13 protein-coding genes are annotated in these 17,274 nt (G+C 43.0%); 3 read left to right on the top strand and 10 right to left on the bottom strand.

Annotated elements, in window-relative coordinates:
* Positions 1-2 precede the first annotated feature (2 nt).
* A complete protein-coding gene (locus tag AAFN85_RS27885) occupies positions 3-1,568 on the top strand; it encodes an AGE family epimerase/isomerase (RefSeq protein WP_347531250.1) in 1,566 nt (521 codons plus the stop codon).
* A gap of 349 nt (positions 1,569-1,917) precedes the next feature.
* Here AAFN85_RS27885 and AAFN85_RS27880 read toward each other — a convergent pair whose 3' ends face one another.
* From AAFN85_RS27880 to AAFN85_RS27850, 7 genes are all read right to left on the bottom strand, one after another.
* Positions 1,918-3,156: a cytochrome c3 family protein gene (locus AAFN85_RS27880; RefSeq protein WP_347531249.1), complete on the bottom strand. Its 1,239-nt coding sequence runs from the start codon at positions 3,154-3,156 to the stop codon at positions 1,918-1,920.
* Between the two features lie 94 nt (positions 3,157-3,250).
* The gene (locus AAFN85_RS27875) at positions 3,251-4,747 is read right to left on the bottom strand and encodes a RagB/SusD family nutrient uptake outer membrane protein (RefSeq protein ID WP_347531248.1); all 1,497 of its coding nucleotides are present in this window, start codon (positions 4,745-4,747) and stop codon (positions 3,251-3,253) included.
* A gap of 16 nt (positions 4,748-4,763) precedes the next feature.
* Complete coding sequence (locus AAFN85_RS27870; RefSeq protein ID WP_347531247.1) at positions 4,764-8,219, bottom strand: TonB-dependent receptor; 3,456 nt, start codon at positions 8,217-8,219, stop codon at positions 4,764-4,766.
* Between the two features lie 211 nt (positions 8,220-8,430).
* Positions 8,431-9,468 (bottom strand): FecR family protein, encoded by a 1,038-nt coding sequence (locus AAFN85_RS27865; protein WP_347531246.1) that lies wholly within the window; start codon positions 9,466-9,468, stop codon positions 8,431-8,433.
* A 79-nt stretch (positions 9,469-9,547) separates the two neighbouring features.
* A complete protein-coding gene (locus AAFN85_RS27860; RefSeq protein ID WP_347531245.1) occupies positions 9,548-10,138 on the bottom strand; it encodes an RNA polymerase sigma-70 factor in 591 nt (196 codons plus the stop codon).
* A gap of 470 nt (positions 10,139-10,608) precedes the next feature.
* A complete protein-coding gene (locus AAFN85_RS27855) occupies positions 10,609-11,583 on the bottom strand; it encodes a membrane bound O-acyl transferase family-domain-containing protein (protein WP_347531244.1) in 975 nt (324 codons plus the stop codon).
* Positions 11,584-11,586: 3 nt separating this feature from the next.
* Positions 11,587-12,006, bottom strand: coding sequence for a hypothetical protein (locus tag AAFN85_RS27850; RefSeq protein WP_347531243.1), 420 nt, complete (start codon positions 12,004-12,006; stop codon positions 11,587-11,589).
* Positions 12,007-12,207: 201 nt separating this feature from the next.
* On the opposite strand from AAFN85_RS27850, the gene AAFN85_RS27845 reads away from it, so the two are divergent.
* Positions 12,208-12,576 carry a hypothetical protein gene (locus tag AAFN85_RS27845; protein ID WP_347531242.1) on the top strand — a complete coding sequence of 123 codons (369 nt, stop codon included), beginning with the start codon at positions 12,208-12,210 and terminating at the stop codon, positions 12,574-12,576.
* Between the two features lie 160 nt (positions 12,577-12,736).
* On the opposite strand, the gene AAFN85_RS27840 is transcribed toward AAFN85_RS27845, so the two are convergent.
* From AAFN85_RS27840 to AAFN85_RS27830, 3 genes are all read right to left on the bottom strand, one after another.
* A complete protein-coding gene (locus AAFN85_RS27840) occupies positions 12,737-13,192 on the bottom strand; it encodes a lactate dehydrogenase (protein ID WP_347531241.1) in 456 nt (151 codons plus the stop codon).
* Between the two features lie 87 nt (positions 13,193-13,279).
* Positions 13,280-14,323 (bottom strand): response regulator, encoded by a 1,044-nt coding sequence (locus AAFN85_RS27835; RefSeq protein ID WP_347531240.1) that lies wholly within the window; start codon positions 14,321-14,323, stop codon positions 13,280-13,282.
* Positions 14,320-15,507, bottom strand: coding sequence for a PAS domain-containing sensor histidine kinase (locus tag AAFN85_RS27830; RefSeq protein ID WP_347531239.1), 1,188 nt, complete (start codon positions 15,505-15,507; stop codon positions 14,320-14,322). Before AAFN85_RS27830 ends, AAFN85_RS27835 begins: the two co-directional genes overlap by 4 nt.
* A gap of 514 nt (positions 15,508-16,021) precedes the next feature.
* Here AAFN85_RS27830 and AAFN85_RS27825 point away from each other — a divergent pair.
* Positions 16,022-17,269, top strand: a complete 1,248-nt coding sequence (locus AAFN85_RS27825) for a YdcF family protein (protein WP_347531238.1) — start codon at positions 16,022-16,024, stop codon at positions 17,267-17,269.
* Positions 17,270-17,274 lie beyond the last annotated feature (5 nt).

Here is a 17,274-nt window from a genome sequence, read left to right as displayed (position 1 = left end):
GTATGAAATTAAAGATCATTTTGCTTTCGGCTTTAATAGGCAATTGCATAATTGCATCGGCCCAAACCAATCGCACTGAAAAGCAGAAAATAGCCCACCAAATGCAAACCTCCATGGTTGGCGAATTGCTTAAACCCTGGTACCCTGCAGCCATCGATACCGCCGACGGTGGTTTTTTAAGCGCTTTTACTTACGATTTTAAACCGACAGGCAACCAGGATAAAATGATAGTGACCCAGGCCCGCCATGTATGGAGCAATAGCAAGGCCGCGGAACTTTTCCCCGATAAAAAATATTACCTGGAAGGTGCCCGCCATGGTTTTGAATTTCTGCGCGATAAGCTTTGGGATAAGCAATATGGCGGCTTTTATACTTTTACCGATAAGCAAGGTAATCCCAAACAAGGCGGCTTCGCGGCGAAAGAAGCCTATGGTAACTCCTTCGCTATTTATGCTTTGGCAGCTTACTATCAAGCTTCGGGCGATACCAGTGCGCTTAACCTGGCCAAACAAGGTTTTTGGTGGCTGGAAAAACACGCGCATGATCCTGTTTATAAAGGCTACTACCAGCATATGCAAATTGATGGCACTCCGATAATGCGCGATTCAACAGTAAAAACAACCGCCGAAACAGGTTATAAAGATCAAAACTCATCTATCCACCTGCTCGAATCATTTACCGAGCTGTACGGTGTTTGGCCAGATAAGCTGCTCAAAACCCGCCTTGCCGAAATGCTGTTGCTTGTCCGCGATAAGATCACCGACAGCCACGGAAACCTGACATTGTTTTTTAAACCCGACTGGACACCGGTATCATACCGCGATTCAAGTTTAGTGGTGTATAAAAAGCATCACTCGCTTGATCATATCTCATACGGGCATAATGTAGAGACCGCGTATTTAATGCTCGAAGCTTCGCATGCTTTAGGCTTGGAAAACGATAGCAAAACCCTGCAGATAGGCAAAAAGATGGTAGATGATGCTTTGGAGCATGGTTGGGATAACAAAGTCGGCGGGTTTTACGATGAGGGTTACTACTTTAAAGATAAACCCGGCGTTACCATTACCGAAGATACCAAAAACTGGTGGGCGCAGGCAGAAGGCCTGAACACCCTGCTCATTATGGCAGCACGTTATCCGCAGGATAAGCATCAGTACTTTAATAAGCTTAAAACCTTGTGGCAGTACACGCAAACCTACCTTATTGATCATGAACACGGCGATTGGTACCAGGGCGGCTTAGACAAACAGCCTCAATACAAAATGGCGCTAAAAGGCCAGATCTGGAAGGGAACTTACCATACTTTCCGGGCTTTAATGAATTGCGTAATGCAGCTTGATCCCGATAAAACGCCACCATCTGCACCTAAACAAGTGAAGTTGGTAAATGGTATTTTGAAATGGCAGTCGAGTACAGATAATAAACGCGTGTTGGGATATAATATTTATCGGGATGGTAAGCGTATTGGCTTTACACCGTTGAATTATTTTGTGGTGGAGAAGGGGAGTGGATTGAGTGTGAATGCAATTGATTTGGCTGGAAATCAATCCGCACGGGTAAAGGTTTAAAAATGGTTGTCATCCTGAGCGATAGCGAAGGATCTTCTTCAACAAGCATGGCCGCTACACAGGGCGAAGAAGATGCTTCGTGCCTCAGCATGACAAATGGTAAAATGCCATATTTCTTTCAGATGTTGCAGCGTACCCATGACATAATTAAAAAGTGGGTCATGCTGAGCTTGTCGAAGCATGGTGGGTAGGCCTCTGCGCACGACTCTTCGACAAGCTCAGAGTGACAGGCCCGCCCGCCAAATGTCATATACCCTTCAGAGGCTAACGCTTTTATTTATTACTCGCAATTTATTGAATATGATTGTGTTTGTTTAATTGTCATTAAGCATTATCTGGGATAAATTGACTATTTGCCATCCTGCTTCCCGTTCACAAAAGCCAATATCTTTTTCGATTCTTCCGGATAAATTGCGATGCGGTGAGTACGTACCAGATACAGTGAGTTTTTATTCCCTGCGGTATCGTTTACCGAGATGGTGTTTGATGGCTTAAGCGGCATGTGGCAATCAATACAATTGTTTTTCATCAGTGCGCTCAGCTTTGGCGCTACCTTGCAAATATTATGGTTAGCATCGTTATGGCAACTCATGCACTTTTGCGAATACAGCGCAAGGTTTGCACTGTTGTTTACATGCGTATTGTGGCAGGTACTGCAATCCATATTGCTCATCATAAAGCATTTGCTGGCGGTTAGTAAACCGTTCTGGTTGCCATGTACATCAAGCGAGGCGTTATTGGTTTGGGTGTTTAAATAGTCCGGCTCTTTAAATCGGGCCAATGTATCGCCCATTTTAAACTTAAAGGTTGATACCTGGAATGCCTGTTTACTGCTGGAATGGCAAACCCCGCAGGCATCCATTTTCTGAGCACGTGTTAATGAGGCAAAGCGGGTAATATATTTCGGCTGTTTTTCGTCGGGGTAAGCTTCGTGATAGTTTACGTGGTTTGCGGCAGGGCCATGGCAGCGTTCGCAGTCGATACCGTAAATAATGGAAGCAGGCTCAAACTCAATCTTGCGGTTTTGAAAATCGACATTTTGTTGGGATGCCTGCCTGATAAATGAGCTATGGCACTCAAAACAACGTTGCAATATCGGCCTGTTAAAATCGGGGGTTTTACCATCGTATCCCGGACTTCCGGCCCAGCCATGCACTTTATCGTAATAAGATACCGGCAACTCGAACAATTGTGCACCCTGCCAGTACATATAGGTTTGGGCTTTATTTACACCGAAGGTAATATCCATCCGGTGGGCAGCCGTCTCTTTATTATTAGCGTAAGTAACCTGGTATAAGCCACCATTCCGCTTCTCCATTTTTACAACAGTTCCATCTGCATATTTAATGCTGTTATCGACATTAAAACTACCATGCACATCATCCGGAGAAGTTGGTTTTGAACTTAGGTAATGCGCGGTATGCAGGTAGCTGTCATAAACATCCTTGTGGCATTTAACACAACTTGCAGATCCGGCAAAGATCTCGGCGCGGGGATCCTGCGGTTTATCGCTAAAACATTGCACCAGCATAAAGCTTAGTGGTACCAATAACAATAAAGCCAAAAACAAGGTGCGTTGCTTAAACATATCCGGTAATAAAAGGCAATATCATCCCTCTCTATATAAACACAAAAGGCTGCCATGTAACATGACAGCCTTTTGTTATAAAATGTTTGGCGTATTAATAGCCTGGGTTTTGTTTAAGCTTGGTACCGTTAAGTGTTTCGTTTAACGGGATAGGTAAAATCTCGTTCACACCTGCTTTAAAGCCTTTTGATGCAAGTGCGGTTGGCGCTTGTCCCCAACGTACAAGGTCAAACCAACGGTGGCCTTCGGTAGCCAGTTCCAGCCTGCGCTCATCATAAATATTTTGCAGGGTAGCCGGTTTTGAAGGTAAGCCAACACGGCTGCGAACAGCATCAAGCAAAGTTTGCGCGCGCGACTGATCGCCACCGCCATTCAACTGCGCTTCGGCCTCCATCAGGTAAGTGTCGGCCAAACGGATCTCGATGTAATCATTAGGCCAGTTCAAATCGGTTGTACCTGTTGTTACCTTATTGGCAAGGATAGGGGCATATTTCTGGATGAAATAACCTGTGTTTTGGTAGCTTGGCGAATAGGTTGTATTGGTAGCTTTACTTAAGCTATCAATATTGGCAACAGTATAACCATAACGCGGATCACCTTTTAACGCGGTTACCAGCTGAGTTGTAAGAGGGTTAAAACCATAACCACCACCGTAATATATCGGGCCGGTATAGCTACGCGGGCCGATCATTTGCGTGTAGATATTCGATTTAAATTGGTTCCAGTTGCTCCATGTATAGCTTTGTGAACCTGAGTGTACCAGTTCAAATATCGATTCGCTGTTAAACTTATTTTTCGGGCTAAATACATCGCCAAAATTAGGCAATAGCTTGTAGCCGTAATTGGTATTAACATCCTTCAACATCGCGGCCGCATCTGCCCATTTTTTCTCGTACAGGTAAACTTTACCTAATAACGCTTTAGCAGCACCTTGGGTAACCCTGCCACCTTCAGTAACCGGTACAGTGGTTGGCAAGCCGGCTATAGCGGCTTTAAGGTCAAGTTCAATTTGCGCGTAAACAGCTTCGGGAGTTGCCTGTGGCTGGTCGTACACGTTTTGAATAGTAAGGGTGTTTAAAATAAGCGGTACATTTTTAAATAACCTTACCAGGTCAAAATAATAATGCGCGCGTAAAAACTGTCCTTCGGCTGTGTAACGTTTCAACACATCGGCGCTTAAACCAACCGCTTTTGGCAGGTTTGCAAGCAATACGTCGGTACGGTTAACACCCTGAAAGTTAATTGCCCAAAACTCATTATGCGGGCCTAAGGCCGGGGTAAGCGTATAGTTGTTGATGGCTTGCCAGGTTGGCATATCAGACGAGCTACCGCCACCTGCATAACAATCATCAGATGCAGAGTTAAGCGCGCCAAGCGGGTTTGAATAGGTGTTATCAATACCGCCGGTTTCAGTAACCAATGGGTCATAAGCCGCTACAACCGCGGTAAGTGCCTCATCGGGGGTAGAGTAATAGTTGGACTCTAAAAATTGTCCTTTAGGGTCAAGTTCAAGGAATGATTTTTTACAAGATACCATCGTACCCATTCCTACTAAAACAATCCCTGTATATAGATAATGTTTCGATTTCATGATAATGTAATTTCTGTTATAACGTAATATCCAAACCGGCCATAAATGTGCGTGCCTGAGGGTAAATACCCATATCAATACCGCCGCTTATTTCAGGATCATATCCTTTGTAGCCTGTAATAGTTGCCAGGTTATTGCTGCTTACAAATACCCTAACCCTTTTAATATCAGCTGATTTTAACAAGTTTGAAGGTAGTGTATAACCTAACTGCAAAGTTTTAATACGGAAATACGCACCGTTTTGCAGGTAAAAGTTTGATGGGTTTTTGAAGTTGTTATTAGGATCGGCATCACTTAAGCGTGGGTAGTTACTTCCCGTGTTTGCAGGTGTCCAGGCATCAAGCGCTGCAATTGGGTAGTTGGCAGCAGGGATATCTAACCTGCGGTATGCCTGGTAAATTTTGTTACCCCAAACACCTTGACCAAATAATTTCAGGTCGAAGTTTTTGTAGTTGGCACTCAGGTTAATACCATAAGTGAAAGTTGGCAACGGGTTACCTAAAAACTGGCGGTCGGCCTGGGTTATTTTACCGTCGCCATCAGTATCCTGCCATTTAAAATCGCCTGGTTTAGCATTAGGCTGTATCAGCTGGCCATTTTTTGAATACGAATCAATTTCGGCCTGCGAATGGAACACACCTAACTCTTTAAAGCCATAAAATTCGCCCAGGGGTTGTCCCGGAGTGATGCGGCCAATTTCGTAAGTGGTGCTTTGTACGTTACCAAGTGTAAAGTGATCAATCTGGTTACCTAAACTTAAAACGGTATTTTTATTGTACGAGATGTTACCACCTAAGCTGTAAGTAAGATCGCCAATTTTGTTATTATAGTTAAGACTTAACTCAATACCCTTGTTTTCCATATCACCTACGTTATCATAAGGCTGATCTGAGAAACCGGCATACGATGGCAATGATACCTGCTGTAACATACCTTTGGTAAGTTTGCGATATACATCAACAGTAACGCTCAGGTTGCTGAACAAGGTTGCATCAAAACCAATATCGGTAGTGTGGGTTTCTTCCCATTTAAGGTTAGGGTTGGCCGGCGCGTTAGGGCTGTAACCAATATAAACCTGATCGCCAAATACGGCGTTACGACCGCTACCAATTGTTGCGGCATACCTAAACGGCTGTAGCGCCATTTCGTTACCTACCGAACCGTATGAAGCACGCAGTTTAAAGAAATCAACAAACGAGTTTTTAGGGAACCAATCTTCACGGCTCATTACATAACCAATTTGGCCGGCAGGGAATACACCGTAAACATTGTTGCTACCAAATTTTGATGAACCATCACGACGGATGATACCAGAGAAAAGGTATTTCTGATCGTAATCATAAGTTACCCTGCCAAAGTATGATGCCAAAGTGTGTGGCTGTACCGCATCTAAACCAAGCGCGCTTGCAGCGATCCTGTTAGCCGCAGGTAAAGCAAAGTTTATCGAAGCATCATCAATCGAATTTACAGGTTCGCCCAAAAAAGTTCCCTGCAAACCAGATGAAGTGGTTTTCTGAGCACTTGTACCTACCAAAGCGGTAAGGTTGTGTTTACCAAACGAACGGCTGTAAGTAGCGGTATTATCCCAGTTCCAGGTAAGGTTCCTGTTATAAGCCGTTACCTGCGATGTAGTGGTGTTTGATGTACTTGAGTTTAGGTAGTACAGCGGCGTAAAGCCGTCAGAACCGTAGTATGCTTGTTTAGCGCTGATCTGCGAACGGATCTTTAAACCAGCTATGGGCTCGATCTCAACAAAAGCACTACCTAACAGGTTAGTGGCATCGTTATAATTACCCAATTGTGTTTGCCTGTAAGCCAAGGGGTTGGTGATTTCCTGGCCAACATAGCCCGAAATACCATAAAGCGTACCCTGTGCGTTACGAACAGCGTTTGCATTGTTGTAATCGCCAACGTTTGGTTGTCCGTTAATGTTGGTAACCGTAGTTGGTGTAATAGGATCAAGATTTAAGGCAGAGCTTAACGGGCCGCCAAATACGCTGTTGGTATTACCAAAGGCTTTATTTTTACTATACGAATAAGTGAAGTTTTCACCTACTGTTAACCACTTTTTAAGTTTGTATGAGGTGTTAACTGTAAAGTTAAATTTCTTATATCCCGAAATTTCAGGCATGATCACACCTTGCTGATCAAGGTAGCCAAATGAAGTATAGTAATTTGCTTTATCAGAAGCACCGCTGATGCTTAAGTTATGGTTATGAATGATAGCATTACTATCAAATATTTCATTTTGCCAGTTTGTACCGGTACCAAATGATGCGGGGTTAGCAAATTTTGCAGCTAAGCCATCATTGGTTAATGATTCGTTTCTTAAAGTAGCGTATTGGGTTGCGTTAGTTAATTGAGGCTTGCTTATAGGCGATTGAACACCAACATAGCCATTGTAAGTAATTTGCGCATCGCCTTTTTTACCTTTTTTAGTGGTTACGATAATTACACCGTTTGATGAACGTGAACCATAAATAGCGGCCGAAGCATCTTTCAATACATCAATCGATTCTACATCATTAGGGTTTACGTTATCTAAGCCGCCGTTATCAACAACAATACCGTCAATCACATATAACGGATCGCTGTTTTGCCTTGATGTGATACCCCTAACCCTGATTTGTGGTGATGAGCCAGGTGAGCCTGAGCTTTGTACCACACTAACACCGGTAACGCGGCCACGTAAAGCATCGTCAACGCGGGTAACCTGCTGGTCTTGCAGGTCTGTTGCTTTAACACTGCTGATAGCACCGGTAACAGTAGTACGTTTTTGGGTTCCGTAACCTACAACTACAACTTCGTTAATGGTTTTAACATCTTCGGTTAGTGTTACGTTAATTACAGTTTGGCTGCCAACAACTACTTCTTTTTTTGTAAAACCGATAAATTGGATCACCAATACAGACTGTGGACCGGCAACCGAAAGTTTAAAGCCTCCGTCAACACCAGTGGTGATGCCGTTGGTTGTGCCTTTTTCGGTAACCGTTGCACCCGGAACAGGCTGACCTGTGTTATCAACTACCTTACCGGTAATGGTAACATTGGCTTGTGTTTGGGCTGCTGCAACAATTTCTATAGGAGTGTTTGTAGTAGCGGCATTTGCGGCCGATTTTTCAAGCACGATCCTATCGTTCATTACATCGTAATTGATGCCGTTGTTTTTAAACACCTGATCCAATACCGTTTTTAAAGTTTGATCGGTAATGTTTAATGAAAAGTGTTTATCAGCATCCAATGAACTGGCGCTGTAAATAAACTTAACATCGTTGTTTTTTTGCAGGTATTGTAAAGCCTCGAGCATGGTGGTGTTGCTCAGCGTTACATTTACCTTTTTATTTAATATTCCCTGCGCTTTAATTGGGCTCGCATAAGTGATGCTGCTTACCATTATTGCTATCAGGATTTGGCTGAAAGTGATCTTCATGATTTTACCCCATGGGATGGGCCTTCGTAAACGAAAATTCATATATTTGTTATGTTTCTTTGTTAAAAATGAGACAATTAATAGCCCGCACACCTCCTTGAGGTGTTCTTAGCGGAACGGGCTTTGATCCTTAAAACTTAGAGGTGCTCGTAACACTTCTAAGTTTTTTTTATGCAGATCTAATTCGGTAGGATTCTTTTAGGTTTGTAGTTTTTGGTACATCTGATAATTTTTGAGAGTTTAATATGGTTGGTTATTTAAGCTCGATATGGTTATTTGCTATCGTATAATCTACATTAAGCGATTTCTTCATCGCATCAAGTACATCCGGCAGGTTAAAGCCTTCAAAATCAGCGTTCAGGATATAGTGGTTGAGTTTTTCGCTACTCACCCTGATATCAACATTAAAAGCCGAATCAAGTACCGGGATAATGTTTCGTAGCTGTTTATTTTCAAACACAAGGTGCAGCCTGCGATATTGTTTCACGGCCGAAGTAGCTTCAACCTGTTCTGCTGTTAACGAATGCTCATTGTTCAGATACACCGCTTTTTGATGCGGGTAGATCATCACCTCATCTTTAGTAAGCTTGGTAGAGATCTCGCTGTTGTTTCCAGAAGGCTTCATACTCACCGAAACTTTGCCGGTAAGTACCGATACATCGGCCATGTTGCTCTGCTCATCATCCCTTACCAAAAAGCTTGTTCCCCAAACTTTGGTAATGATCGATCTGCTGCTGATTATAAAAGGCCGTTTAGGGTTTTTAGTCACCTCAAAAAAGCACTCGCCAGATATGCTAACCTGGCGCGAATTTGCCGCGAACACATTAGGATAACTGATTTTTGCCGATGGATGCAACCAAACCGAACTGCTATCGGGCAGGGTAACTTTATAAATATGGGGGGTACTGTTAGTTACATTAAACAGATGCACATCGCTAACCGGCGCAACAGCCAATTGCTGAGTATTTGTTTTTTGTGTGTAGATAAGGGCTATGGCCGAAAGCGCCAGGACCACAACTGCTGCCGCAGCAACAGCATACCACTTACGGAATGAAATAACTTTAGCGGGTTTTTCGGCATCGACATATGCATCGGCAAGGTCAAGGTTATTGACGATACTGAAATACATACGCTCTTCCAGTTCCTTCTCTTCGGCAGACGAAAGAGCCGATACATGATCGTCTTCATGCTCAAAGCTCAGGTACCATTGTTTTATCAATGCTATCTCGGCCTCGGTGCAATCGCCTTTAATGTATTTTTCAAGCAGATCAATGCGTATAGGTTCTTTCATGAAAAAGAATATAATTCCGGTTTATAAATGATGTGACGTATGCGGGATAGTGTACCCCCTACACCTATGCGATATTTTTTTAAAAAAATTTATGCAGCAGGGTGGCAAGTGCTAAAAGCAGGTGATGGCTTAAGCTCAACCTCAAACGCTTAATGGCCTTAGTTATCTGGTTTTCAACTGTTTTTTCTGAAATGCCAAGCAATTGGGCTATCTCCTTATTGCTTTTATATTCTTTACGGCTCAACTCAAAAACCGAGCGGCATTTATCAGGCAGGTGACTAATTTCGGTTTCGAGGGTATGGGTAAGGTCCCGAAGCATAATGGCATCTTCGGTTCCGGTATCGGTCTCGGTACTTAATAATTTAAGAGCTTCGGTGTGTTTTGCGCGGATGGTTTGCTTACGGTACTGATCAACTACCTGGTTTAAAACCGCAAGGTGCAGGTAACCGCCAATGGTAGTATTAATTTGCAGGGTATGCCTTTTATGCCAAAGGTTTGAAAATATTTCCTGCACAACTTCTTCGCACAGTTCCTTGTTTTTTAAACGTTTGTAAGCATCACTGTATAACTTTTTCCAATACCGCTGGTAAATTTCTCTGAAGGCGCTAAGCTTATCCTGCTTCAGCAACGCCATCAAATCATCCTCAGTCAGTTCGGTAAAATTGGTCATTTGTTAAGTAACGTAACAATTAATGTTAAATGATTGGCAAAACTCAAAATAATTAAACCAACTAACAAGGCTTCAATTGTAATGTTTTTAACATAAAAGCTTTATTATGTCACTTTAACACAATAATATAATCGATTTAGAATGATGATTTTACAGCTAAGCAGGCACATTAAGAATGTTTAAACATCTACTTTACGCGCAATTTATATTTACCGTAAATTGACAGTAGATGTTATTTTTTGTTGATTGCAGGGGTAATTTATAGGCAGAACCGTGATTAATGGGATTGAAGAATTTTAGGATTTGTTTTTGGCCTGTTTATTTGTCTGAACTCGAATTTGGGGGAATTAAGAAATTAACAGAATACAAATCAAATTCGAAAAAATCCCCCAAATTCGAGTTCAGATAAAAGGAATCAAATAAATCCCCTAAATCACGGTTCAGATAAATATCCTGACAATCATCAAATCCTATAAATCAAAGTTTAGCCCCACCAATGGCCACACCACAAGCTTAATAAACTGCTTGTGAAACAGTAAAGGCATCGGTAGTACCAACCAAAAGAAAATCCAAATCCTTGCCCATACGGGGTGCTTTAAAAATTGAGCGTTTTGCTGCATCAACTTCTTCTCAATAATTAATACAATACCCTGAATTACAAAATACAACATGGGCAAGCCGTAGCCGCCGTTAACCGGTACACTTAGCGCCAATTCATGCAGTAAACCCGAAAACAGAAAGGCGACAGCCAGAGCACCGCTCTTGCCAAGTCTTCCACGTAACGGGCGAAAAATAGCTATCGATGTCATCTCGATAAAAGCCAGGTTCCATCGTTTGCCCCAAAACTCGGTTAGGCTCATGGACCTTGCAGGTTGTTTAAACAGATAATAGGTATTTACACCCATTAACCGCCATTGTCCGGCCCCAATACTTAGCAAACCAAAATGCAGAACGAGGCTCAACGCAACCAACAGCAGCGGGCTTACCAAAGCATATGTTAAATCTGTATTTAGATGCAAGAATACAATGCCATGGGCAAGACCTATCAGTAGTAAACCTGCAACTACACGGCTTACTCCAAACCTGATCATCGTCCATCCATTGGGTAAGGTTGGGTTACCTAAAGTTTCGAATGGTTGCGCACGCATGCCTGCCCAGCCAGCTGCAAAGGCCAGCCAGGGTATTAGCTTTAATTTCGATTGTTTACCATGGTAATCAACAGCAGCGGTGATCACTTTCATCATAGTAAACGTGGTGGCAATTACGCCAAGCATTTTTAATACAGGGTGGGAGTGGTTAAAAATAAAGTACACGGTTACTATTGTTATTGGTAAAAACAACCACGCCAGCCAAACTAACCCTTGTTTTACAAATATGTAGCCTAATAATACCAACGCAAGGTTGATCATTAAAAAGTAAGCGATATGAACAAGGATATTTTGCATAGCTCAATTTTGAATAAAGTTAATACATGCTGCACTGCTGTAAACAATACTCAGAAAAACAAAAAGTGTAACCAATACCGTTTCACCAGCCTTATGCCATATTCCGGTAGGGAAGGCGGCCCTATCAAAATAAAAGAATTGTACCAAGACCCTCGATATCCAATAAGCTGTAATAAAACCGGTAAGTAGCATAGCTAATGTTGAGCCGTTACTCAATTCCCGATAACAAAACATCGAAACAAGCCCAAAGCACAGGTTAATAACCAGAATGTATGCCGCATAATTCCAGAACATTTGCTTAATGAGGGGCTGAACTTTTGCCAACTCGCCCCGCCAGTTGAGTACACGGGGTACGGCGAGGCTGCCCAAAACCAACCCAATTTGCGCAAGGCCGGCTAAACGAATGATTGACTGAATGCTCATGATAAACAAATGTACTTATTTTATTGAATTTTCAAAAAATATTGAAAATAAAATCAAGTAAATTGTACAAAACTTATGATTGATAATTATGAGTCTAAAAAACACTCAAAAAAAGTGATGACCATCACTTTTTTAACGCTGCCCCGTCATGGTGAAGGCGGACCGTACAGGCCATCTTTGTATCATTAAAAGATATCAATCATGGCAACTCTAAAAATAAATGCTCCTGAATGGAACGCCGCAAATACCCAGAATGTTAGTGCTACTACTACCGCTAAAACCAAACAAAGCACGTGGACTAAATTAACTGCCTTTGCCGATAGCCAGGCACCTAATCGTACCGGTTGGTTCATGTTTTCACTGTTATCACAAGGTGTGCTGTTTTTACCGATCCCTGCCTTTTTGCTTTATTACTATGCCGCACCAATCATTATACTGGCCGTAACACTGGTGCTGTTTTTCGCTAATATTATTGCCGGCATGGGTGGCTCAGGTATTCGTACACTGCTTGGTTTGTTCGCTTTTAGTGTGTTGGTGCACATCACTATGTTGTTGGTGTTTATATTATAACATCGCTTATTTAGCCCCTATTAATTCGTATATAAAGCCATTGGTGTTATGCCAATGGCTTTTTTGTTGGCAACCTTGCTTGTTTACGATTTTAAGCACGCGAAGACGCTAAGCCGCAAGATTTTACCCTTTGCGGCTTAGCGCCTTCGTGTGAAATTATCTACTTCAAGACCTCTTCCAACACAGCAGCTTTACATCCGCCGGCACAAACACAGGCTTTGCCTACGCATTTGTTAAGTTGCCACAGATCGAGGTTGCGGATAATTTGATCGGCTGTTTGTTGTAGGGTATCCTCATCCGGTTCAATGTTTTCTGCAGGGTAGGAGGGAATGTTGGATAGTTTAATGCCAAATTGTGCCGCGGCTGCTTTGTCTATATGGGAAGCATCTAACGACCGGGTAACAATATACCTTATCCCCAACCCGGCCAGGATACTGATAACCGGAGCCGAAACATCATCGTTGGTAAACACGATCACCGCATCCTTACCCGCCGCGAAGATGGCTGTTTCTAAACCAAGTGGGTTTGAGATCAGTGTGATCTCGTGCTTTTTACGATTGGCAATCGCCAGAAATTCTTTTTCGAAGGGCTTTATACTGTAGGCTATCGCTTTCATTAGCGGCATATTTATTAACCGGCTACAAAGCTATCGCTATGCACACTGTCAATGAATGAGCAGTATCACCCAAAAAAGTGACGAGCGTCAGTTTTTCATTTTGGCAAGCCTATCGGGTGCAAGTATGCTGATGTTGCTTCCCTTTTTTTCCAACAGGCCCTCATCCTTAAAATCGGATAGGGTACGGCTTACAGTTTCGGTAGCTATACCAGCCATGGCAGCAAGGTCTTCGCGCGAGATCTTGAAATTATCGCCCTGTTGTTTATGGAGGCGCACTAAAGTATCAGCCAGACGCTTGCGTACCGAGTTATAAGCCAGCTGTAATAATTGTTCCTCCTTTTCGCGGATATGGTTTGAGAGCAGTTTGATAAACTCGCGGGCTACCTCGGGGTATAAGTTGAGTAGTTCATCCAGCTGATCTTTGGGGATGAGGCAAAGCAGGCTATCCTCCAGCGCCGATGCGGTATCACTATAAGCCTCGTTGGCCAGCATGGCAGTTACGCCGAGGTATTCGTCGGCGCTATAAATGCTTGTCATCAGTTCGCGACCATCGTCAGCCATTTTGATGGTTTTTACCCTGCCTTGCAGTACCAGGTAAATGCCGTTGCCTTTATCGCCTTCATAATAAATAACCTGATCTTTTTTAAAGTGCCGGGCTTTGCGTTCGCCTATAATGCGTTTCAGTTCGGCAAGGCCATTGTTTTTAGAGATGAGGCTGTTTAAACTATCTAACGACTGGCTGTAGAAACTTTGCTGGGCGTTCTTTTTCTTTAACCTGCTTTCGATGGCATTCAGTAGTTCAATATCATCAAAAGGCTTGGTGAGGTAATCATCGGCGCCCATTTCCATACCTTTCCGCTGGTCAATACGTTCGGCTTTGGCGGTTAAAAATATGAAGGGGATGGCAGCGGTTTCGGGGTTTTTATTCAGCAGGTATAAAACACCGTAACCGTCAAGCTCGGGCATCATGATATCGCAGAGGATCACATCGGGTAAATTTTTAACAGCCACCTCAACGCCTGTTTTACCGTTGTCCGCATCGAAAACGGTATAGCCTGCCAGTTCCAATATTTCCACCACGTTTTCGCGGATATCGTTGTTATCTTCAATGATGAGGATCTTTTGGCTCATTGTACGGGGAATGAAATAGTGAATGTTGCGCCCTGGTTTACATGGCTTTCAAAACCTACTGTGCCGTTCATTAGTCCGGCATAGCGGGCTACTATATTAAGCCCAAGCCCAGTGCCCGGAATATTGCCTGTATTGTGCGCCCTGAAAAAGGCTTCGAACAAATGCTTCTGATCACTTTCGGGAATGCCTATGCCGTTATCTTTTACGGTAACAATACAAGCATCTTTGTTCAGCTCGGTATTAAATTCAATAAAGCTATCCTCGCCGGAGTATTTGATGGCATTGGCTATGAGGTTAATGATGCAGTTTTTAAGCAGGTTGGCATCAAGGTTTACCATGCTGGTGGTACCGGTATGCTGGTAAATGATATTCTGGTTTTGCTTGGCCATCAGCTGCATCTCCTCGGTAATTTCCTCGCCCATTTTTACAATATCAAAAGTAGAGTAGGAGAGTTCAACCCGCCCGGCTTCCAGTTTTTCGAGCGAGAGGAAATCATTGAGGATGGTGGTTAAGTTGCCCACCGCGTTTTTTATTTTGCCTACATGCTTGCTGATGTTGGGGCTTTCAAAAGGCTCGGCATATTTATCGATAAGCGATGCTGATAGTTGTACCGCGCTCAGTGGCGTGCGAAACTCGTGAGAGGCCATGGATACAAAGCGGCTTTTCAGCTGACCGAGTTCTTTCTCTTTTTCTAAAGATTGGCTCACCTCTTCCTTGGCCTTTTGCAATTCAAGCACCGATCTTTTTAGGGAGAGGGTACGTTCTTCCACCAGTTCTTCCAGGTGGGTGGCGTATTCTTTAAGCTGGTCTTCGGCTTCTTTTTCGCGACTCAGATCATGAATAAAACCAGCATACACATCTCTGCCTAAAAACTTAACCTCGCTCACCGCAAGTCTGAACGGAAAAGTACTGCCATCTTTACGCAAGCCGGTAACCTCCCTGCCTATACCTATAATATGAGGGTTGTGGGTTTGTTGGTAACGATTGATGTAATGGTCATGCTCTGCCTTGTATGGTTGGGGCATCAGCATAGAGATATTTTTGCCGATAACCTCCTCCGGTGTGTACTGAAATAATTTACAAGCCGATGGATTGATAGTTTCAATATGGCCTCGTTCATCAATGGTAATGATGCCGTCGATGGCGTTTTGGATGATGGCTTTTAAAAGGGCGGCGTTTTCCATAGGGCATTTTGTGGCTTTGTACGCCAGTTGTTGCAAATATTCAAAATTGGAGTGGAATAATTAAACGGAAGCCACAGTATAATTTACAAGTGTTCAATTTTTTAAAGTGTAAACACTTTGTGTTTTTCTGAATTTGCAACTATTTGATTGTTAAGCATTTGGAGCGTATGGGCATTGCCATGAAATGCCATATTGAACAAGTTTGTATTGATAATCAGTTGTTTATATTTTTTAGGTCTCAAAAATTGAACACCCGTTTTTTGAAAAATTGAACACCTCAGTATAACAGCAAATAAATCCCATGAGGCAGAGGGGTTAAGCAAATCCGCCCTGTAAGGAGGGGATTGCTTCGTGCCTCGCAATGACGTGCTAACGATATGTTTTATTCTTTACAACATTTGTTGATAAATCGATTTAAATCCATAGAAACGTATTGTTTTGTAATCGGAAAGTTACCAGATGTTAACTTTGAGTTTACGTGCGTAGGCGTTCTTTGCGCCTTGAAAAAACAGTTATGAAAAAGTTACCCCTATTAATGCTGCTTTGTTTAAGTAGCCACTGTTTATTTGCCCAGGCTCCGGGCAAGGCCGTTGTTAAAACGCAGGCCGTTGATTATGTAAAGGTTAAAAACTACTACCTGCTTAGCCTTTTTGAACAGGATACCGAGGTTAGCGCCATTTTAAAAGGCGATGCCGAACTGGCTCAGTTCACGCAAAAAAAATTAAACGATTTAAACGCGTCGCTTACTAATTGTAAAGATGCCTCATGCCTTAGCGGTACAGTAAAATTATCTGCCGATGAGATCTCGGCAGTTAGCACACGTTTAACGGCATTGTACAAAACCGGCAACGCGCTCGATCGTTTGGTAAAAACAAAACTGATCCCTTCGGGCTGCTACAGCTTATATAAAAACGTTACCCCAGCGCAATTATTGGTAAAAGCCTGGGAGCAGGATGCCAACGGTATCAACTATACCATTGGCGTTTATGCCGAGGGTAAAAAGCCAAACTATCCGCAGATAGATTCTATCAGTTATAATGTTAAAGCAAGGGCATATTATACTTTAATGTATGATGTAAATGCTACGCTGGCAGGCGATGTTAAAAACACCAAACTGTTTTTTGAACCATCAATGCAGGCTGCTTTGTTATACCTGCAAATTAACGAACGCCAAAACCCGGCAGAGTATGAGCCAATGGAAGCGAGGGCTAACAAACCTGCCTTTGATAGGGTAAAAACTATTAAATGGGCCAGCTATCCGTACTCAAATATCATGGTACCGGGCGCCGGGCCGGATAACCTTACATCGCCATTAAGTGGCGAGGGTATGTTGCGCTGCAGGTTGGCTGTGCAGGAGTACAACGCCGGTAAAGCGCCATTTATCATTGTATCGGGCGGTAGGGTACATCCTTACAAAACAAAATACAACGAGGCCGAAGAGATGAAGCGTTACCTGGTTGATGTATTACACATAGCCGAAAATGTGGTGATCATTGAGCCGCATGCCCGCCACACCACCACCAATATGCGTAACGCCGCGAGGTTGCTATATAAATATGGCTTCCCTGCAAGTAAGCCTGGTATTGTGGTTACTGATAAATCACAAACTGATTTTATCATGACCATGGATACCCGTTGCGAAAAAGAGCTGAACTATGTGCCTTACAAACTGGCCAAACGCAACTCGGAAACTGAGGTTGAATATTACCCAGTTGAAGAAGCCAAACAAATTGATAACGACGAACCGCTTGACCCTCGCTAAATAAA

This window comes from Mucilaginibacter sp. CAU 1740 (assembly GCF_039839285.1).
Lineage (GTDB): Bacteria > Bacteroidota > Bacteroidia > Sphingobacteriales > Sphingobacteriaceae > Mucilaginibacter.
Note: the sequence above shows the minus strand (reverse complement) of the source record. Positions and strands in the feature narration are given on the sequence as shown.